General features: G+C 55.1%; 13 protein-coding genes and 1 tRNA gene. 4 read left to right on the forward strand and 10 right to left on the reverse strand.

Annotated elements, in window-relative coordinates; all coding sequences use genetic code 11:
• Window positions 1–52: 52 nt before the first annotated feature.
• The 4 genes from pgaD to pgaA are packed head-to-tail and all read right to left on the reverse strand — an operon-like array spanning window position 53 to window position 6,192.
• The gene (pgaD, locus tag SK58_RS05665) at window positions 53–487 is read right to left on the reverse strand and encodes a poly-beta-1,6-N-acetyl-D-glucosamine biosynthesis protein PgaD (protein WP_015571861.1); all 435 of its coding nucleotides are present in this window, start codon (window positions 485–487) and stop codon (window positions 53–55) included.
• Entirely contained in the window at window positions 484–1,815 is a 1,332-nt protein-coding gene (gene pgaC, locus SK58_RS05670) for a poly-beta-1,6-N-acetyl-D-glucosamine synthase (RefSeq protein ID WP_017692672.1), read from the reverse strand. Before pgaC ends, pgaD begins: the two co-directional genes overlap by 4 nt.
• Window positions 1,808–3,745, reverse strand: a complete 1,938-nt coding sequence (gene pgaB, locus SK58_RS05675) for a poly-beta-1,6-N-acetyl-D-glucosamine N-deacetylase PgaB (RefSeq protein ID WP_048219495.1) — start codon at window positions 3,743–3,745, stop codon at window positions 1,808–1,810. The genes pgaC and pgaB overlap by 8 nt, the downstream gene beginning before the upstream one ends.
• 8 nt (window positions 3,746–3,753) lie before the next feature.
• The gene (gene pgaA / locus SK58_RS05680) at window positions 3,754–6,192 is read right to left on the reverse strand and encodes a poly-beta-1,6 N-acetyl-D-glucosamine export porin PgaA (protein WP_032668063.1); all 2,439 of its coding nucleotides are present in this window, start codon (window positions 6,190–6,192) and stop codon (window positions 3,754–3,756) included.
• Between the two features lie 668 nt (window positions 6,193–6,860).
• Between pgaA and SK58_RS05685 the strand changes: the two genes are divergently transcribed.
• Window positions 6,861–7,388: a helix-turn-helix transcriptional regulator gene (locus SK58_RS05685; RefSeq protein ID WP_045324834.1), complete on the forward strand. Its 528-nt coding sequence runs from the start codon at window positions 6,861–6,863 to the stop codon at window positions 7,386–7,388.
• Window positions 7,389–7,449: 61 nt separating this feature from the next.
• Here SK58_RS05685 and SK58_RS05690 read toward each other — a convergent pair whose 3' ends face one another.
• On the reverse strand, window positions 7,450–10,497 hold the full coding sequence (locus SK58_RS05690) for an autotransporter family protein (RefSeq protein WP_048219498.1): 3,048 nt from the start codon (window positions 10,495–10,497) through the stop codon (window positions 7,450–7,452).
• A 116-nt stretch (window positions 10,498–10,613) separates the two neighbouring features.
• Entirely contained in the window at window positions 10,614–10,928 is a 315-nt protein-coding gene (locus SK58_RS05695; RefSeq protein ID WP_017382737.1) for a lipoprotein, read from the reverse strand.
• 175 nt (window positions 10,929–11,103) lie between these two features.
• On the opposite strand from SK58_RS05695, the gene SK58_RS05700 reads away from it, so the two are divergent.
• Both SK58_RS05700 and SK58_RS05705 read left to right on the forward strand, forming a co-directional pair.
• Window positions 11,104–11,736, forward strand: a complete 633-nt coding sequence (locus tag SK58_RS05700) for a response regulator transcription factor (RefSeq protein WP_048219500.1) — start codon at window positions 11,104–11,106, stop codon at window positions 11,734–11,736.
• Entirely contained in the window at window positions 11,733–13,517 is a 1,785-nt protein-coding gene (locus SK58_RS05705) for a hybrid sensor histidine kinase/response regulator (RefSeq protein ID WP_048219503.1), read from the forward strand. Before SK58_RS05700 ends, SK58_RS05705 begins: the two co-directional genes overlap by 4 nt.
• A 76-nt stretch (window positions 13,518–13,593) precedes the next feature.
• Here the strand turns inward: SK58_RS05705 and SK58_RS05710 are convergent.
• Together SK58_RS05710 and SK58_RS05715 are read right to left on the reverse strand one after the other, a co-directional pair.
• Window positions 13,594–13,669, reverse strand: a tRNA-Phe gene (locus tag SK58_RS05710).
• A gap of 95 nt (window positions 13,670–13,764) precedes the next feature.
• Window positions 13,765–14,478, reverse strand: a complete 714-nt coding sequence (locus SK58_RS05715; protein WP_017692680.1) for a DUF554 domain-containing protein — start codon at window positions 14,476–14,478, stop codon at window positions 13,765–13,767.
• A 181-nt stretch (window positions 14,479–14,659) separates the two neighbouring features.
• On the opposite strand from SK58_RS05715, the gene SK58_RS05720 reads away from it, so the two are divergent.
• Window positions 14,660–16,798: an ornithine decarboxylase gene (locus SK58_RS05720; protein WP_048220426.1), complete on the forward strand. Its 2,139-nt coding sequence runs from the start codon at window positions 14,660–14,662 to the stop codon at window positions 16,796–16,798.
• A 75-nt stretch (window positions 16,799–16,873) separates the two neighbouring features.
• On the opposite strand, the gene SK58_RS05725 is transcribed toward SK58_RS05720, so the two are convergent.
• Window positions 16,874–17,566 (reverse strand): response regulator, encoded by a 693-nt coding sequence (locus SK58_RS05725; protein ID WP_015571854.1) that lies wholly within the window; start codon window positions 17,564–17,566, stop codon window positions 16,874–16,876.
• Complete coding sequence (locus tag SK58_RS05730; protein ID WP_017382937.1) at window positions 17,556–19,193, reverse strand: ATP-binding protein; 1,638 nt, start codon at window positions 19,191–19,193, stop codon at window positions 17,556–17,558. The genes SK58_RS05725 and SK58_RS05730 overlap by 11 nt, the downstream gene beginning before the upstream one ends.
• Between the last annotated feature and the right edge of the window lie 230 nt (window positions 19,194–19,423).

Genomic DNA, 19,423 nt, shown 5'->3' on the forward strand with positions numbered 1-19,423 from the left:
CGTCTCCCTGTTATAAAAACGCCCCCGCAGGGCATGTTGCGGGGGCGTTTCATTACTGCTCTTCCTCTTCCTGCTGCTCGCTGATCTTCAAATCAATGATCCGGCCAATCTGGTCATGGTAAACCGTCAGCAGGTTGTACTGGCTCATCTCGGACATAATTTGCGGCGTGACGTTAAAACTTTGGGCAAGCTCGTCATGGCGCAACATTTCCGGATGACGCCGCCTCACATGCGCGCGGCGGCGATTGTACTGATACCACAGGATCAGCAGCCAGCCGTTGAACGCGGCAATCAGCAGATAGACCAGCACCGTATTAAAAGAGGCGATAATCACGCTCCAGCGGTGATCGCCCTCCTCGGTTAACTGCATCCACAGCCTGGCGTAAAGGAAAAACAGGAATCCTCCCCAGGCTATCAGCGTTAATGCGGCATCGAAAAGACGCGGTGCCAGCCGATGTTCAGTCAAAATTAACGTATTCTCGTTCATTGAATGCTCCCTTTACCCCGGTCCGGACTGATCCAGCGCGCGCGGGCGCGTTTACGTTTAAGCATGACTTTCGGAAATGCCACGAGGGTGGTAAACAGGCCAATCATCCAGTACACCATCGGGAACCAGATTACCCAGAACAGCGAGCCTGCCACTTTCCGCTCGTAGCGCCGCTCGATATACAAACTGACGAGGAATTGCAGCAGGCACATCACGCCCAGCAGCAGCCCGGTAAACGCCGGGGGAAACAGGCTCGCAACGGCCAGGTTCGCGGGAAGAGGGATAATATGGCTGAGAATGAACAACACCACGGTTGCCCCATAGGCAAACGCCCACAGCGTTGATAGCGCGTACTCAAGAAACAGGGGCCACATGCGATGATGCTCCCAGCGGACCATCTTGCGCAGGTTAACCAGAAACACCTCTGCCCCCCCCTGCGCCCAGCGCAGACGCTGTTTCCACAGCCCCTTTAGCGTCTCCGGCATCAGGATCCAGCACAGTGCCCGCGGCTCGAAAAAGATATCCCAGTGGCGAAGCTGAAGCTTCCAGCTTATGTCGATATCCTCTGTGATCATGTCCGGGCTCCAGTACCCGACATCCGCCAGCGCCTGTCGGCGAAAGGCGGCGATGACGCCGGAGACGGTAAAGACCCGGCCATAGATCCGCTGCGTTCGCTTGATAAGGCCAATAATGGAAGAAAACTCGCCCACCTGAATGCGGCCAATCAGCGTTGAGCGCGTGCGAATACGCGGATTCCCGGTGACGGCCCCAACGTGGGGATACTGAATCAGCGGTGCCACCAGATACGCCGCGGTGTCGCGGTCGAGCAGGGCGTCGCCGTCAATGCAGACCAGCAAATCGCCCCGGGCCGCCGCAGCGCCGGCCTTGAGCGCCACGGCTTTCCCCTGGTTCTCCGCGAGATTAATCACCCGCAGGCGCGGTTGCTCTCGCGCCAGCTGTTGCAGTACCTCCGCCGTGTTATCAGAAGAACCGTCATTGATGGCGATAACTTCCACATTCCAGTACCGCTGACCCAGCGCGGCGCTAATGGTCTCCCGTGCGTTGCGTTCCTCATTGAAGCAGGGAATAAGAATCGAGATTAACGGCTCACCGGCTAAGGCGGGGGCGGGTGTTGCGTTATCCCACGACCAGTGCCGTTCAAGCTGAAACCAGAAATAGAGGCCGCCGGTTACCCAGAGCACGGACATAAAAAGCGGCCAGAAAAAGACAAAGTCCAGAATCAGTTCGCCGGTAAATAGCGCGGCTACGCCTAACGGCAACCCGAATACCAGACACAAAATAGAGAAGGCGATAATGCGATCAGTCATTGTCAGGATACCAGTACGAAGAAAATTCAGGTCTGATACGTGAAATATCAGGTTGGTTGTTGAGGAAGTCGTCGGGGTAATAACCGTAATTTTTGATGCCATTCAGCTGGAGCACCCGCATCCACTCCATCAGACGTTCATCGGCTACGGCACGCTGCGGTTTCTGTGCCCAGTCCCTGGCCTGTAGCTCAAAAATCGTTTTATTCAGCGCGCCGGGGCGTGCGGCGACGGCTTTGACTAAACGCGTCAGCCAGGCATTGCTCTCTTCTGCCGGGACGGACTCCATCAGCGGCATTGCCATCGGCACCGTCCAGTCGTAGGCCGCCAGAAAATCATCGAGATTTTGCGCAAACCATGCCTCGCTTTCCGGCTCGATAATGGGCAACGCGAACATGTTCCGCGCGGTTTTGATCTGCGGGCCACGGATGTTTTTCACCGCCTGGCTCAGGGTGCGGGTAAAGCCGATAAGTCGCTGACTCTTCTGTCGGGTCGTGTCCTGTCCGGCATCGTCAACGTCCGTCAGCACCGCGTCGTCATGAAATAAGATGCCATTGAAGCTGGCATAGCGGGCCAGATCTTCATAGATCTCCGTCACCTGCTGGCGAACCTGCGGACTCCAGGGGGAGAGCCTGATATAGGGCTCGGCGGCCACGGTCAACTCTCCCGTTTGACGATCCCGGCGCTGCACGCGCGGCAAGGCTGGACTGAGATCGAAAGAGAGAACCGGCATCCACGCGAAGACTTTCACTCCCGCGCGGGTTTGTAGCTGCCAGGCGACAAAATTAAAGAGATCGGCCCGGACCGGAAGCCGGCGGTTGGGGAAATAGAGCGCATCGATCCTGCCGTCGCCCCGCGGATCCGAAAACGCCTGGAGAAACACATGGCTGATTTTCATGTCGTAGACCCGCTGGACGAGTTTGTTGATGTTTTTCGTCTGCTGGGCCGGATCGGGATCGTAGACGTAATCGAGATCGACATGCATGACGCGCACCGGGTCAAACTCCTGAACGCGGCTAACCGTGTTGGCAAAGGTTTTTATCGACGGATTTCCGGCGATCAGCAGGCGCGGGATGTTGCCGAGGTCGCGCACGTTTCCCAGCCCGTCCTCCAGGGTAAAGGCCAACTGATAGCCCTGTTTTTGGGCGATAGCGAGCGACGTACCGTTGGCAGCCCCATAGGGCCACACCCAGGCACGCGGCGCTTTTCCCGTCACCTGGGTGATTTTATCGGTGACTTTGCGTACGTCTGCGGCGATCCGCTGGTTGAAGTGTTCATCGGTTTCGTAATGCCCCGTCGCGTTATCATAAAAACGGCTGGCGATGGCGGGTTCACGGCTTCCCTGCGGGTTGGCCGGAATGCCGTAATGCGAGGCCCAGGTATGCGAGCCAATCTCAATCAGCGGGGACTGGCTGAGCTCGCGAACCATATCCCAGGTGGCAAAGCGATCGCGGGGCGTCATCAGACCGCCGAAGTTAACTTTTTGATTTGCCGGCGTATCCACCCAACTGCCCACCGGCGCCCACAGCGCAGGAACGTTCCAGGCCTGAAGCAGAGGCCAGACCCGGGTGTAAAAGCTGCTGTAGCCGTCGTCAAAGCTGAGCAAAACGGCTTTCGGCGGCAGCGCTTTTTTCCCTTCATGCGCATCCAGAATGTCCTGCACGCTGATGGCGTGATAGCCGTTGTGCAAAAGCCAGCTTATCTGCTCGTTTAACGCGCTGGTGCGAACGGAGAGGTAGCGCTGATCGGCGGCATCATCTTCAACGTCGTGGTAGGCCAGGACCAGAAACTGATTCTCCGGCCAGGGTTTGCTGGCCTCCAGCTGCGGCCTCTTTTCAGGGGCCATAAAGGAGAGCGGCTGCGCGCAGAGGCTCGCGCTGAGGTAGAGCCAGCCGATGACGATCAGGCTTACAGAAAAACGTGTGTTCAGCATATTCATCCTTAAAAGCGTAAAGTCGCATCTAACGTGACGGAGAGATTGCTCTCGCGTTTGCCGTCGTAAGGGCGCTTATCCCAGTTCAGCATCACGCCAGTATCGACAACGTTGTTCCACTGGATGCGTTGCCCGTAACCCAGCAGGGTAACGGCACCCGCGGACTGATTTTTCTGCCAGTAGCTGCCCCCTCCTGCCACGAACTGCTGGCTCCAGAGGGTGTCGTAGTGGCGGTACATCTCATGGTCAACGGACAGGGCAGCCGTCACGGACAGATCCCGTGCCGGGTTGTAATAGAGCGTATTCCGCAGGCTGTTTTTACTGGCGGCGATCCCCGGTTCGAGATCCAGCGTCAGGGTCGGGGTCTGCCAGAGACGCTCTTTCCCGGAGAGGGTGTATTCCTGACGGCGGTTGTGGTCTGAGAAGCGGCTGACGGCGGCGTTGAACTGGTATTCACGTCGCTCGTTTTGATACCAGCGCACCCCACCTTCACCCCGGTTGGCGCTGATCCCATTGCGTAATGCCCGTAAGGGTGTGGCGCGTGACAAGCGTTCGAGGTTACCGCTGACCTGCCAGTTATCACTCAGGCTGTAGGTTGTTGAGAGCCGTGCGCCCGGCCTGTTTGTACCGTGATAGCGGTTGCTGGAGAGCTCGGCTTCGAGCGTGAGGTCACGGGGGCGCCACTCAACGCCGCCCAGCAGGTGGCGGCTGATGCCTTTACCTTCGTCGAAATTCCCCTGGGCATAGCGGGCGCCGGCAAACAGCCGCCAGTTATCCGCCACGGGCGGGCCATAGAGCGTGGCGTCCCAGCTCATGTCGTGGCTACCGCTGACGGGGTTATCTGAGTGCAATCCTTTACCCGCGTTCAGACGCAGCTCAGACATATGGTGGACCGCTCTGAGTCTGTCCAGGCGACGGGCGCTGCGATCGGCGGGGGCGCGAGCAATTACGTCAGCAGCCAGTAAATCCATCTGGCGCCACTCCTGAAGGTCCATTGCGACGTAAGCCTGCTGTTTTTCAAGCTCCAGATTCGCGGGTTCAAGCGCCTCTGCTCGTTTAAGCTTTTGCTCGGCCGCGCGCGGCAGGCCTCTGGCCTGAAGCAGGGCGGCATAATCAATCTGTAACCCCTGATTTCCCGGCGCCGTTGATGCCAGACGATACGACAGCTTTTCGGCCTCCGGCAGGGCGTTGGTCGCCAGCAAATAGTTAAGTTTGAGAGACTGTCCGGTGAGCCACCGATCGTTCGGCTGAGCGGTCGGGGATCCGAAATCGTAGCGGGTCCAGGGAACGCTGCGGGTCTCGCGCTCAACGTAGTGGCGGGCGGTCTGATACTGCCCCGTATCCAGCCAGGCGTAGAAAAGCGCATGCTCCTCATCCTGCGGATCGGAGGCGTAGTGTGGATAGCGTTGCACAAGCGAGAAGGCGGCGACGGTGTTTTTCTCCTGCAAATATGCCGAGATCACCCAGCCGATGGCCCAGTCCGGTACCGGATGCTGTGCGGCCGTCAGCGCCTCATATTCGCTAATGACCTGCCGGTAATTACCCTGCGCATACAGGGCGCCAAGCCGATCGATACGTGCAAGGACGACGTCTTCAGCCGCCTGCGGTTCGTTTTGCCAGCGGGAAAGCAGGGCGTGATAGCGATCTAACGCGTTTTGTGCCAGCCGCAGGCGCTCTTTCTCCGTTCTGCCAGGCACATCCGCCAGGCGTACCCTTTCAGCCGCGGCGTTACGCTCAAGGCGGCGGCGCTCCGCGGGAGACATCGCCGCGCTTTGCGACAGCCAGAGTGCAGGCGTGCTTACCCGATTTTCCGTTAACGCATCGATCGTCTCGCGAAGAAGGGCATTATTCCCGGGAGCGGCGTTCAGTGCACGCATGTCCGCCAGCAGCCGGTCCCCGTTTTTTCCCTGGCGCATCCAGACATAGGAGAGCGTCTCAAGGTGCGCGGGAGAAGGATTGTCCTTAACCAGCCGCCGGGCTTCCGAAAGCGCGAGGCGATCTCTGCGGGCATCGGCCAGGGTCTTAACATAGCCGATGCGGTAATCGTCGTTATCTGGCGCAAGGCTGAGCGCCTCTTTCCACAGCGATAAGGCGGATGGCCAGGCTTTTTGGTTTCTTCTGGACTGGGCGACAGCAGCGATGGCGCGAGCGGGCAGCGGCATATAAATACCATAACGCTGCCAGACCCGGATAACCTCATCATCGCGTCCTGCCCAGGAGGCTACCTGTAACCAGTCCGCAACCTGTCCGGGTGTTAAAGCATGCTGTTGCTCATAGCGCTGTAGGTAATCAAGAAACAGAGCGTAATTACCGTTACGTGCCTGTTGTATCTGATGCTCATAAACGGATTCATCAGCCTGAACCAGAACAGGAAAGAGTAAAAGCAGGAGCAATAATATTGTGGTGCGATAAAAGAATAACGTAGTGAAGCTAAGCGATCTTTCCATATCTATTTGCCATTTGTTTATCGTGAATCCATTGCATAACACGGCCGCCTTTTAACTCTGTGTTAAAGGGCATAAAGGAGAACATTAAATCTGAATGATGCTACGTTATGGGGTACTTACTTAAAGGTAATTATGAGCCCTCATCTCAGTGGTCTGATTGGGCTTAATGTACACCCGATATGTTGGGGGATAAATAAGTTGAAAAGCGGCTGGGAGGTTTTGAGATAATTCTGGAAGAAGTAAGTTTTTTAGATAATTCAGTGCAGGATTGTTCTTTTTAACTGATTGATGTTAAATGTTTTTTCTTTTGCTGCTTCCTGTTTTTTTATATTAGAAATGAAGTTCTGCTGAGTTAATTAAAGTACTTTCTGGTGCATGTTTGGGAAGTTTCATGACAAAAATTCTTAATGTTCAGAGAAGTGACTTTTCTGAAATTCTTTTTTATTTATAATTAACGCCAGGCATTGAGTGATAGTCTACAAAAAGTCTAGCTCACCAATGTCATATTGAGGGATGATCAAAGCCAGAAAACATTTGCCGTTAATGTAAAGCGCTATAAACGAAAGCGTTCTTGTTTCTTAAGAGGCGGGCTTGCTTTAATCTAAAAGGGATGGTTAGTGGCGACTTCAATAGTGTTAGTGACTCAGGATTGTTTCCTTGTCAGGGGGATGCGGCTATTTTTCCCGGATATAATTTGCCTCAGTTCGATAGACAGAAACATATTTGATACCGACGCAAATGAATATACTGTACTGATTGATAGCCGTACGCCGCTCCGTTTATATGATTACCTGATACGCCATCCGGCCAGAACGAGAAAAACGATCTGCTGCGTTATGCTGGATATGCGTCCTCGAGAGGAGGATCTTCTCAGTATGAAGCTGTTTATGAACACGTCGCTTACGGCTCCGGATATGGCGTCGTTATTCAATCTGGTGCTTGATATGAAAGGCAGGCGTCTGACAACCAAATGGCTGCTTAACTTACGGCTGAGTCGACACGAAGCGATAATGATCAGGTTGCTGAAGGCAGGGAGGTCAATGGAAGAGATTGCAGATAAGCTGAATATGTCGGTTAAAAGCCTCTATCGCAAGCGAACGGTGCTGTCGGAGCGGTTAGGAGCAGGTAACTTCAACGAGGCGTGTTTGTTTATCTTTAAAAACAAACTGCTGGACGTGGTTGGGAACGATCCCTAGCTTCGTCAGAAGCCAAAAGCAGAAACCCGCCACGAGGGCGGGTTCTTTTAATGGAAATAATTCAGAACGACCAGCGCAGATTGGCGTTAACAGAGTTGACGCGGGTATCCGCACCATATTGTCCCTGGTAACCCACATCCAGCGTCGCAGCACGCGACAGCTGTACGCTCACGCCGATATCACCGACCATCACATCCTCATCCACGGCCTGTCCCTGAGTAATGAACGCGTCGCTGCCCGCAAACGCCATGCGCGAAGAGGTATTCTTATCGCCATAGGCGTGCTGCCAGCCCAACGAACCGTAGAGGTTAACGTGCTTCGGCAACTCGGTCACACCGCGCAACCCGAGTGTCGTATAGAAGGTGTTCATCGTTTCGTTACGGACGCTCAGCGCAGCGGCACCGCCGTCTTCCCTGAAGCTGTCGGTATGCAGCCGGATGTACGATAAATTGACGAACGGCTCAATATTCCTGTCTGGCTGGCCGAAACGGTAGCCCGCTTCGGTGAACGCCAGCAGGGAGTTCGCGTCGTAATCTGACTTCAGCCGATCCGAGAAGCCGCTGAAATCAACATTGCGCTCGCCTTCGATCTTGTGCCAGGTGTAACCCAGCGCGCCGCGAAGGGAGAACGCATCCTGTTGACCCGCCGCATACAGACCAAGGTGATAGTTGTCGGTATCCGTTGAGGAGCGACGGCTGTCGACGTCATAATCACCCCGGCTGTAGCCGAAGTAGCCGCCGACACGCACGTTATGGTCCGCCAGTTTGCGATCTGCCCCCAGCAGGAAGCCGGTGGTGTTGCCGTCCAGCTTGCCCACGTTACCGTCGCCGCTGTTTCGGCTCCAGGAGCTGAAGGTCTGGCCCCAGACGCCATTGTTTTGCGGCTCCGGCTGCTGCACCAGCGACATGGCTAACGGTGGTATCGGCAGGCTGTCGTTATCAAACGCGCGCTGCATCCGCTGGTTTAACACGTTAAACACCTGCGTGCTGCCAGCGATCAGGTTGGACTGCATTGACGGATAAACTTCACCAGAAAGCTGGTTGAACGCCTCGCGCGCTTCCGGTGCGCTCAGCAGAAGCAGCGAGTTATACAGCGCCAGCGACGGGCCGCTTTGCGTCAGCGTGGAGAGCGCGCCTGCGGTATTCCACTGGTTGCTGCTTTGGGCCACGGTCTGGAAAATGCCCGGCTTGCCGCTGCCCGGGTTTTCACCGCCAGGATTCTCACCGCCCGGGTTTTCACCACCAGGATTTTCGCCTCCGGGGTTTTCACCGCCAGGATTCTCACCGCCAGGGTTTTCGCCTCCGGGGTTTTCTCCTCCGGGGTTTTCTCCTCCAGGATTCTCGCCACCGGTCTCTTTCTGCGCGATGGTCAGATCGACGGCGTTGGTGCTTTGCTTAAGCGCCACGTCGAGGAATGCGGATTTGGAGATCGCTCCGGCGAACTCACCGTCGATTCCCCCGTCGGAGGTCAAAATGCGGTAGCTTTGGCCCGTTTTATAGCTGGTTTGCGGATCCAGCGCGGTGACCTGTACCTTAGCCTGATTGCTGATGGTGGTTTTGCCCGATACCAGTAGCTGGTCGCTGCGGCCATCTGCTGCGATATCGACGTCATAGAAGGATTCGCCGATAAAGTTCAGATAGCGTTTCAGCGTCAACGTACCGATATTGCCGTCGCCGGGCGAGATATGTCCGCCGGACAGGATCTCGGTCTGGCCCAGCGTCCCGTTGCCGCCCAGCGTTCCGCCGGACTTGATTGACGCGGCACTGCTGTAACCCACCCCGTTGCTGACGTCTGAACCCGCCGTCGCGTTGAGGATCAGCGTACCGCCGTTCTCCGCGCTAAGGGTCTGGACGTCAAAGATATCGTCTTCTGGCTGGGTATTAATATTGCTGGCAATGATGACTTTACCGCCCCGCGCGGTTACGTTCGCCTTGAGTGCGGAAAGATCGCCGTTCAGCGTCGTCTGCCCGGAGGTATTGATCACATCACCTTCACCGCTCATCGTGTTGCTGAAGAGGTAATTTCCGTCGGTATGGTTGAAGTAGACATAGCTGCCGAACAGTCCGCCACGCAGGCTGATTGCCGTCTTCGCATCGAGGGTACCTGCGCCGCCCGCCGTGCCAAGCGTTGGCTCAGTTAAACCCGTGCCGGTGTCCATATTGCCGCGGCTGCCGATGATGAGCGCACCCCGGTTCGAGCCGGAACCCGATGTCCCCACGATCAGCGCATTGCTGCCAGCGGAAAATGAACCGCCGTCAATCACAGACAGCACGCCATTGCCGTAATCGCCCACGCTCACGCTGCTGCCGCTGGTAAAGCGCGAGTCCTTGCCCGCAATAACCAGCTCGGCGGTTTTCCCTGCCCCGGAGACGCCCGCCACCTGCACGCCGCCAACGTTAACCACCCCGCCGTTCAGCACGTCCAGGTCGCCATAAAGCGTCAACGTACGGCCAACGTTCCACTGTGACCCGCTCCCCGTGACGGTGGCTTTCGGGCTCAGCGTGTCGGTTTCACCCGGCCCGGTACCGTTGCCGATGCGCGCATCGTAAGCGGTGCTGAGCGACGCGCCGTCTTCAATCGCAAGCGTGGAGCGTGCGCCCAGATCGGTGCCTACACTGAGAAAATTACTGGTCACACGAGAGCCGGCACCCGTGGCGATTAGGTGGCTGTCGTAGCCGCGGGTGGTGCCGACAACGATCTCCTTTGCGCTCGCCAGCGCGCCCTCTTCGACTCGCAGGGTGCCGAGGCCAAGATTCAGGTCGCCGCGCAGGACGTACCGATCGTTCACCGCGTTAAGCTCAGCGTCTGGCCCACGGACCGTGACCACGCTTTCATAAATTTTGCCGTCGAACAGCCGACCGATATTGATGTTATAGGCGGTGATTTTGCCATTATCGATCAGCAGGTTTCCGCGTTGGTTACGTCCAACATAAATATCTCCGGTGTAACCCAGCGTTTCGGTAATACGCGACTCGCCATCAAAAAAGGCATCGGCTGCACGCGCGACATCGGCAGGTAAAAAAAGTAACAGCGGCGCGGAAAATAGAGCGAGGTAAAGTCTGGAAAGCGGTGTCTTAACCGCTAAAGAATGTGATGTAGAGTTATTCACGGGCTATCTCCGTACTCATTAGCATGATGTCAGGAACATCGTTTTTATATGAAAACTCAGATACGTCAGATAACGTAAAAGGCGTTATTTCAGTACGCCTTTTAATGCGGTGCTAATTATTTATGTGTGACAACTGGTGTACAGGTTGGCGCGCTCAGCGTCGGCGCAGATCCTAAAATTCCCGGCATCATCATCGATGAACAATCGAAAATACGCCCTTTTTCTGTCGTGGCGCGATAAGAGAGTTTTTGTCCTCCCAGTGCGTCCGGCTGGGCGCCATTAACGTTGGATACGGTTATTTCATCCGATGAGCCCAGTCCCAGCATTTTAGCGGTCTCCGCCTGTAGGAGTGGAATAGCCTGATCGGTTTTCAACGTGGAACAACCGGCTAGCATCAACGTAACGGTTAAAACGATGAGTGGTTTTTTCATAAATTATCCTTGATATCCAACCAGTTAATTTCACTGATTGTATTTATGTTTTCTTTTACCCAAATCAGCGAATAATATATTTCTCTTTCCTAATCGAAAAAACCCTCCTAAAGTAGGGTGGGTAGATAATAATTCATCTGTACTCTAAGATATGCGAAGGTAAAAGGAGGCTCCTTTGGGACAGAATTATGCGTTAGTCGTTGATGACCATCCATTGGTAGCAAGCGGCATCGCCAATTTTCTGATTACACATTGCCAGTTTAAGCAGGCGTGTGTGGTGACGAATGAGGATGATTGCTACCGCCAAATTAGGGATCATGGCCCGCCACGTTTGCTCGTAATCGATTTTTGGCTCTCTTCCGGAACGGCCCTGAAATTACTCAAAGAAGTAAAGCAACTTTACCCACTGGTACGACTCCTGGTGGTCAGCGGGGATGACAATAATGATATCTGGCGCAAAGTTAATGCCGCCGGGGGACACGGTTTTGTATTGAAAAGCGAGCCACCTGAGATGTTCTCGCGGGCCGTTTTCGCACTCACTGATAATCAGACCTGGTTTCCTGAGGGAAACGAAATTTCCGTTAAGACGAATAATGAGAAGTTAAGTAAATTTAACTTAACGCCGCGACAAATAGACGTGTTAAATATGATTATGCGCGGCCTGCCAAATAAACGCATCGCCGCCCAGCTTTCAATTTCTGAGCCCACGGTCAAAGAACACATCAGCAATATATTGAAAAAGATAGGCGTTAACAGCCGGGTCGAAGCCATCACGCTTCTGCATGGCAAGCAGGAACCGTCGGAATGAGGTTTTTTCAGAGCTTACAAAATGATGGTATCTCTGCTCCGGCGCAGATCCGTTTGCTAAACAACACCTTTCTGCGGCTGGTATTCAGCTTTAGTGCGGTACCCTTTGTTGGTATTCCTTTCGCCATCTGGATTTATATGCTTGGGGATGAACTCGGCCCGACGATTATCTGGATAATTATTTATCTGCTATGTGCCGTGGCGATACGAATATTGCACCGACGCTATCAGCGTGAAACGAAAGAAAACGGTGAAAGGGACGTTCTGCGACGCTGGCTTCCGCGTATTAATAATATTGCCTTTATTCACGGGCTGGGAATTTCATCACTCTATTTAATTACGCCACAGACGCAGAATTTTGACTTTTTCCTGTTACTTAATATCAGCATTGCCGCCATCGTCGCCGCCAATGCGACGCATCTGACGCCTGTCATTAGTACCTTTACGCGTTTTTTCTTCGCCTCCTGGGGGGTGCTGAACCTCGGTATTATCTGGCGGCTGGATGAGTTGATGTTCATCGTGCTCATGCTGAATCTGCTTTACGGCTTCGCGATTTACCGCCATGCGTTAACTTCCCATGCGTTCTTTATTCAGCAAGCGCTGCTTGAGGAAAAAAGCTCACGCCTTGCGGAACAGTTTCGTCAGGCCAAAGAGGACGCGGAGCAGGCATTGCTGGATAAAAATCAGTTTCTGACCACCGCCAGCCACGATCTGCGCCAGCCCGTACACGCAATGGGCTTTCTGATCGAAGCCATCCTCCACCGAAACCGGGACGACAGCCTGACGCCGCAACTCCTTGACCTTCAGCAGAGCGTTCGCTCGGTGCATTTAATGCTCAATTCTCTGCTCGATCTGAGCAAAATAGAATCCGGGAATGTCCTCTCTGCCCCGACCAAAGTGGATATCGGTGCTCTGCTCGACTCGGTCATCACGCTGTTTCGTGAAGAGGCCAACAGCCGCGCGCTTAGGCTGTGCATCCGGCGGCCTAAACGCCGTATCGACGTGATGGGCGATCCGCTGCTGGTGCGACAGTCCCTGATTAACCTGATTCAAAACGCCCTTCGCTACACGCTCCAGGGCGGGGTGCTGGTCGCCATCCGACCGCGCGGTGACGAGTGTATGGTGGAGGTGTGGGACACGGGAGTCGGTATCGCCGATGAAGAGAAGGGCAAAATCTTCTCACCTTACTACTGCCCCGAGCTGGCATGGAAGATCGACAGCGCCGGGCACGGGCTGGGACTGGCCGTCGTTGCCCGTTGTGCCAAGCTCATGAAGGTGAAATACGGGATGCAATCTATTGAAGGGAAAGGCTCGCGCTTCTGGATGCGCTTTATCCAATATGCTGGCGAAGATAGCGTGCTGGACACCCCGCCCGCCGCTGACAACACCGCCACGCCGGTACGCTATGCGCCGCTGCACGGTTCCTGCCTGGTCGTTGATGACGACCCGCTGGTGACGTCTGCCTGGGAGAGCCTGATGAGCGTCTGGGGAATCGACGTACGCTGTGCGGCCTCGGCTGAAGAAGCGTTTGCCATAATCGACGACGGCTTTACGCCGTTCGCCGTGCTGTGCGACCAGCGTCTGCGATCGGGCGAAAGCGGCTTCGATATCCTGAAAGCGCTTTTTGAACGTCTGCCGGATATGAGCGGCGCGATAGTCAGCGGCGAATTTAATTCACCGGTTCTGCTGGAGGCGGAGCAGGAGGGGTACCTGGTGCTCCGCAAGCCTCTGGAGCCGGCTAAACTGCATGCGCTGCTGACGCAGTGGTCGGGGTGTCGTTAAGGGAATGCAGAAGTGTCGATTCTGGCGGGTTCAGAATGCAAAAACGGACCTCCGTGGAGGTCCGTTAATATAAATTTGGTGCCCGGACTCGGAATCGAACCAAGGACACGGGGATTTTCAATCCCCTGCTCTACCGACTGAGCTATCCGGGCAACGGGGCGCATTAAACCCGATCCTCCCTCCGGCGTCAACAAAATTTGTTGCTTTCGGCGCAGACTGCACACTCTCTCACCATTTCGTCGCAAACTTAAGCGAAAAAGCGCGTCCAGAGCGCGGAAAGCGGCATCGCGAGCAGCAGGGCAGGGAGCATGTTCACCACTGCAAACATCTTAATGCCACAGATGCGCAGCCCTGTCGCCAGCAGCAACAGGCCGCCGACGGCGGTAAAGTCTGCCATCATCGCTGGCGTTGTCAGCGGCAGGATCAGCGTGGCGCAGGTGGCCAGCGCCAGCTGAATAAGCAACATCGGCACACAAATCGCGGCGACGGCGATGCCTAGGGTGGTGGCAAAAATGGTGGCAGTAAAGAAATCCAGAAACGCTTTCGCAATCAATATGCTGGGATCGCCGGTCATCCCTTCCTGCATCGAACCGAATATCCCCGTGCCGCTGGCGCAGAACAGAATAATGATCGCAACGTAGTTCTGAATAAACGACTCGTGCGTGCCGTGCTTTGCCTTGCCTGGTCGGGCAATCAGATTTTTGGCTTTGCCTACTGCGTGATTAATACCTTTTTCCAGATAGCAAAACTCGCCGATGAGCGCGCCGAGCAGCGTCGCCAGTACCATCACCGGCAGGTTGGCGCATTTCACCACTAAAAGGATACCAATCCCTAACGACGCCAGGCCAAAAATAGAAGGCATGGAGACGCGAATACGCTCCGGCAGGCGCTGACTTAATACTGCCCCAAGTACACCGCCCAGCAATACGGCTCCCGCATTGATAAAGGGTCCAATTACCACGTTTAACTCCTGTTATTTAAGCACTGGCATTGCATGATTATGACACGTCCGTCCCTGATTACGCTTAGCTTTGGGAGGCGTAACGCATACTGATTCCTTCTTGCACCTGAAAATAAAAGGTGACATGATTGCGCGAATTTTCTCCTTCCTGTCTCGCCGTTCGGTGAGGGTGTTTGCGCTTATGAAAACCATGAAAATTGCCGTCAGCCGTGAGCTGGTATCCAAAGTTTCTACGCATCGCGAAAAAGTTATGCTGGATAACACTGATTTCACCGATGTGGCGGCAGTCGTCATTACGGTTGTTGAAAGCTACAGCGGCATTCTCGCATTGCTGAAGCGTACGGGCTTTCAGCTACCGGTATTTATGTTCTCAACAGAGCCAGGAGAGATGCCAGAGGGTGTCACGGCGATCATCTCAGGTAAAGCACAGGAATTGCTGGAACTGGAATCTGCCGCCTGCCGGTATGAAGAGAACCTGCTGCCACCCTTTTTTGACACCCTGAGCCAGTATGTGGCGATGGGAAACAGCACCTTTGCCTGTCCGGGTCACCAGCACGGCGCCTTTTTCAAAAAACACCCGGCGGGGCGGCAGTTTTACGACTTCTTCGGTGAAAACGTGTTTCGTGCTGATATGTGCAATGCCGACGTGAAGCTCGGTGATTTGCTGATCCACGAAGGCTCCGCCAAGCACGCGCAAAAGTTCGCGGCGAAAGTGTTCAACGCGGATAAAACCTACTTCGTGCTGAACGGCACGTCGGCGGCCAATAAAGTGGTGACCAATGCGCTGCTGACCCGTGGCGATCTGGTGCTGTTCGATCGTAACAACCACAAGTCCAACCATCATGGAGCGCTGATCCAGGCCGGGGCAACGCCTGTCTATCTTGAGGCAGCCCGTAATCCGTTTGGTTTTATCGGCGGGATTGATGAGCACTGCTTTGATGAGGCCTGGCTGCGGGAACTGATCCGTGACGTCGCGCCGCAGAAAGCCACCGAGGCGCGCCCGTTCCGTCTGGCGATCATTCAGCTCGGCACCTACGATGGCACGATCTACAACGCCCGTCAGGTGATCGACAAGATCGGTCACCTTTGCGACTACATCCTCTTTGACTCCGCCTGGGTCGGCTACGAGCAATTTATCCCGATGATGGCGGAAACGTCTCCGCTTCTGCTGGAACTGAACGAGAAAGATCCGGGAATTTTCGTGACCCAGTCGGTCCACAAGCAGCAGGCCGGGTTCTCGCAAACGTCGCAGATCCATAAAAAGGATAACCATATTCGCGGTCAGTCGCGCTTCTGCCCGCACAAGCGGTTGAACAATGCGTTCATGCTGCATGCCTCCACCAGCCCGTTTTACCCGCTGTTTGCGGCGCTGGACGTGAACGCCAAGATCCACGAGGGCGAGAGCGGACGCAGGCTGTGGGCGGAGTGCGTCGAGCTGGGCATTGAAGCACGCAAGGCCATCATCGCCAACTGCAATATGATCAAACCGTTTATCCCGCCGGTGGTGGCGGGGCGGCCATGGCAGGATCACCCCACACAGGCTATCGCCAGCGAGCGTCGCTTCTTTAGTTTTGAACCGGGTGCAAAATGGCACGGTTTTGAAGGCTATGCCCGCGAGCAGTATTTCGTCGATCCGTGCAAGCTGCTGCTGACCACGCCGGGCATTGATGCTGAAACAGGTCACTATACCGATTTCGGCATTCCGGCGACCATTCTCGCCCACTACCTGCGCGAGAACGGCATTGTGCCGGAGAAGTGCGATCTCAACTCCATCCTGTTCCTGCTGACGCCAGCCGAGAGCGCGGAGAAGCTAATGCAGCTGGTGGCAATGCTGGGGCAGTTTGAACAGCATATTGAAGACGACACACCGCTCGCGGATGTGCTTCCGACTATCTATCAGAAATACCCGGTGCGTTACCGCGACTACACGATCCGTCAGCTGTGCCAGGAGATGCACGATCTCTACGTCAGCTTTAACGTGAAGGATTTACAGAAGGCGATGTTCCGTCAGGAGAGTCTGCCTGCCGTGGTGATGAACCCGCAGGATGCCAACCAGGAGTACATTCGCGGGAACGTCGAACTGGTGCGTATTCGTGACGCCGAAGGACGCATTGCCGCCGAAGGTGCGCTGCCATACCCGCCGGGCGTGCTGTGTGTGGTGCCCGGGGAAGTCTGGGGTGGAGCAGTACAGCGCTATTTCCTGGCGCTGGAAGAGGGCATTAATATGCTGCCGGGTTTCTCGCCAGAGTTGCAGGGCGTTTACAGCGAGAAAGATGCGGACGGGATTAAGCGGCTGTATGGATACGTATTGAATGTCTGAACGTAGGCCGGGTAAGCGTTAGCGCCACCCGGCGAGTGCCCGGCGGCGCAAGCTTACCGGGCCTACAATACTGCGTCAGGCTTCTGCGCGGCGGTACATCCTTCTCGGATGCCCAATCTTCCCGTACAGCATCTCCACTGTCAGAAAACCCACCTCCACGCAGTGTTCCAGATAGCGCCGGGTGGTGGTTTTACTCAGGCCCGTCTCGCTCACCACCTCATCCACCGTAAAACAGTGCGCCGCCTTGTTGTTAAACAGCATTTGCACCCGCGCCAGCGTGTTCTCCTCTATCCCTTTGCTGCCGTTGTCCAGGCGATAGTTTTTCGCCTGCAATTGATAGAGTGAATCTACGTTCTGCTGGTCGACAATCTTCCAGACGCGCTGCTGTTCGGCAAACTGCACAAAACGTTCCAGCGACTGGCTCAGGCGCTTCCAGGAAACCGGCTTGAGGATGTAGTCGAACGCGCCGTTACGAATTGCCTGGCTACAGGTGTCCATATCGCTGGCGGCGGTGATGAAAATCACCGAGCAGTTGGCGCGGGTGAGCATCGGGTTGCTGATAAGGGTGATGCCTTTGCCGTCCGGCAGGTAGTTATCCAGCAGCATCAGCTTCGGCTGTTTGCTCTCCAGTTGTACCTGCGCGTCGGCCAGCGACGCGGCAATCCCCACCAGCCTCAGGCGCGGATGTTTACCGATAAGCTCCGCGTGCAGTTGCGCCAGTTCGTTCTCGTCTTCAACAATCAGTACGTCGATAAGTTCATGTTGCATAGTCGGTATCTTCCAGTTCCTGTACGGGGTGCCGGGCCGTTCCCGTGGCGGGAATAAACAGTGAGAAAATGGCACCGCGTGGGGTGTTATCGGCAACTTCAATTGCACCGCCAGCCTGTGTGACATAGCTTTCAATCAGATACAGGCCAATACCATGATCGCCGCGCGTTTTGGTGGTGATGCCGCGCTCAAAGATCCGGTCGCGGATCTCCGGTGTGATGCCGACGCCCTGGTCGGCGACTTCAATAATCAGTTCCTGCTCGTTCAGCTTTATCAGCACGTCCACCGGGGCATGCGGGAGCGGTGCACGCTGGGTCGCTTCAATGGCGTTATCCAGCAAGTTCCCGATGATCGAGATAAGTTCCGATTCGAGCAGCGGCAGGAACGGTTTATCCACCCGGCAGGCCGGGTCGAAACTCAGCTCAACGCCTTTTTCACGCGCGCGGGCGGCCTTTCCAAGCAGCAAACCACACAGCGTCGGAGAGCTAAAGCGGGACGAGATAAAGTCCAGCAGCTCCTGAGCGTGTTCCGACTGCGCCTGTATGTAGCGAATCGCTTCGTCATAACGGCCCATATGCAGCAGGCCGGACAGCGTAGTCATGCGGTTCAGCTGTTCATGGCGCATGATGCGCAGGTTATCAACGTAGCGCTTCACCTGGCTGAGCTGGGCGCTGAGCGAGTCGATCTCGTTGCGATCGCGAAAGGTGATCACCCAGCCCTGCAACGCATCTTCCAGCATGATCCGCACCCGGCTGGCAATAACTGTGAGATCGTTAAAGCGACAGATCTCATCGTGGGTGTCTTTCGCAAGCATGGTTTGCGCGTTGAAGAACGGGACGGGCGCGATCACCTGGCTGATGAGCTGACCCCGCAGTTCGCGGGCGGGCTGGCGTAAGCCTAATAATTTACGCGCCGCCTGGTTGATCACCTCAATGCGGAGATCGTCGTCGATGGCAATCACCCCTTCATAAATGGATTCCATCATCGCCTTTTGCTGGCGCACCAGCAGGCCGATTTCGCGCGGCTCCAGAGAGAATATCTGCTTCTTGATGCTGCGGGTGAAGAACCAGGAGAAAATAAACAGGGCGATAAGCAGCAGCACGGCGGCAATCAGGATATTAACCACCTTGTTGACGGTGATGGTGTCCAGATAGCTCGTGAGATAGCCTACCGAAACAATCCCCACCACCTGCCCGGCATCATTAAAAATGGGCGCTTTGCTGCGCAGCGAAATGCCTAACCCGCCCTTGCGGATGGTGATGGTGCTTTTGCCGTGTAATACCTCGTCGTTATCTCCGCCAACCAGCGTTTTGCCTACCCGGTCGGCAAACACGGAGTGGAAAAGATGCAGCCCCTTATTGTCACCAATCACAATAAAACTGGCGTCGCTGCGGGCGGCTATTTTCTGCATAAAGTCATGGATACCCAGGATATCCTTTTGTTCGACTTCTTTTCGCAGGGTAGGAATAAGCGCAATTTCTTCGGCCTGTATTTTTGCGCGTGCGCTCATTTCCTGATAAAGCTGCCTGCCGACATCGACATAATAATATCCGCCCAGTAATGCGAACAGCACTGAGAAAAAGGCGACCAGCGAAATAAACAGCTTGATCTGAAACGATACTTTCATAACTATCACGCGAGATATCAACAGGTCGGCTGAATATATCATCTTTTAAAGCCAGGATGCCCGCTTTGCCGAAAACTTGTGATCCCTTGCACAGCGCAGCCTGTAAAAGATTTTTCCGAAAGTCTCATCCTCTTAAGGTTAAATGAATAAATGTTATTTCTTTGTTCAGTTAAGAAAAGAAACCATAAAAACCACGGCAATAAATAAGGCGTAAATCACATTAAATAAAA

Origin of the sequence: Enterobacter sp. BIDMC93 (assembly GCF_001037805.1) — a bacterium.
GTDB lineage: Bacteria > Pseudomonadota > Gammaproteobacteria > Enterobacterales > Enterobacteriaceae > Enterobacter > Enterobacter hormaechei_C.

Coding starts and splice junctions, on each gene's coding strand:
- SK58_RS05725 (WP_015571854.1), bottom strand. CDS start 17,566: ATGCAACATGAACTTATCGACGTACTGATTGTTGAAGACGAGAACGAA.
- SK58_RS05695 (WP_017382737.1), bottom strand. CDS start 10,928: ATGAAAAAACCACTCATCGTTTTAACCGTTACGTTGATGCTAGCCGGT.
- SK58_RS05720 (WP_048220426.1), top strand. CDS start 14,660: ATGAAAACCATGAAAATTGCCGTCAGCCGTGAGCTGGTATCCAAAGTT.
- SK58_RS05730 (WP_017382937.1), bottom strand. CDS start 19,193: ATGAAAGTATCGTTTCAGATCAAGCTGTTTATTTCGCTGGTCGCCTTT.
- pgaA (WP_032668063.1), bottom strand. CDS start 6,192: ATGGAAAGATCGCTTAGCTTCACTACGTTATTCTTTTATCGCACCACA.
- SK58_RS05705 (WP_048219503.1), top strand. CDS start 11,733: ATGAGGTTTTTTCAGAGCTTACAAAATGATGGTATCTCTGCTCCGGCG.
- pgaB (WP_048219495.1), bottom strand. CDS start 3,745: ATGCTGAACACACGTTTTTCTGTAAGCCTGATCGTCATCGGCTGGCTC.
- pgaC (WP_017692672.1), bottom strand. CDS start 1,815: ATGACTGATCGCATTATCGCCTTCTCTATTTTGTGTCTGGTATTCGGG.
- pgaD (WP_015571861.1), bottom strand. CDS start 487: ATGAACGAGAATACGTTAATTTTGACTGAACATCGGCTGGCACCGCGT.
- SK58_RS05685 (WP_045324834.1), top strand. CDS start 6,861: ATGCGGCTATTTTTCCCGGATATAATTTGCCTCAGTTCGATAGACAGA.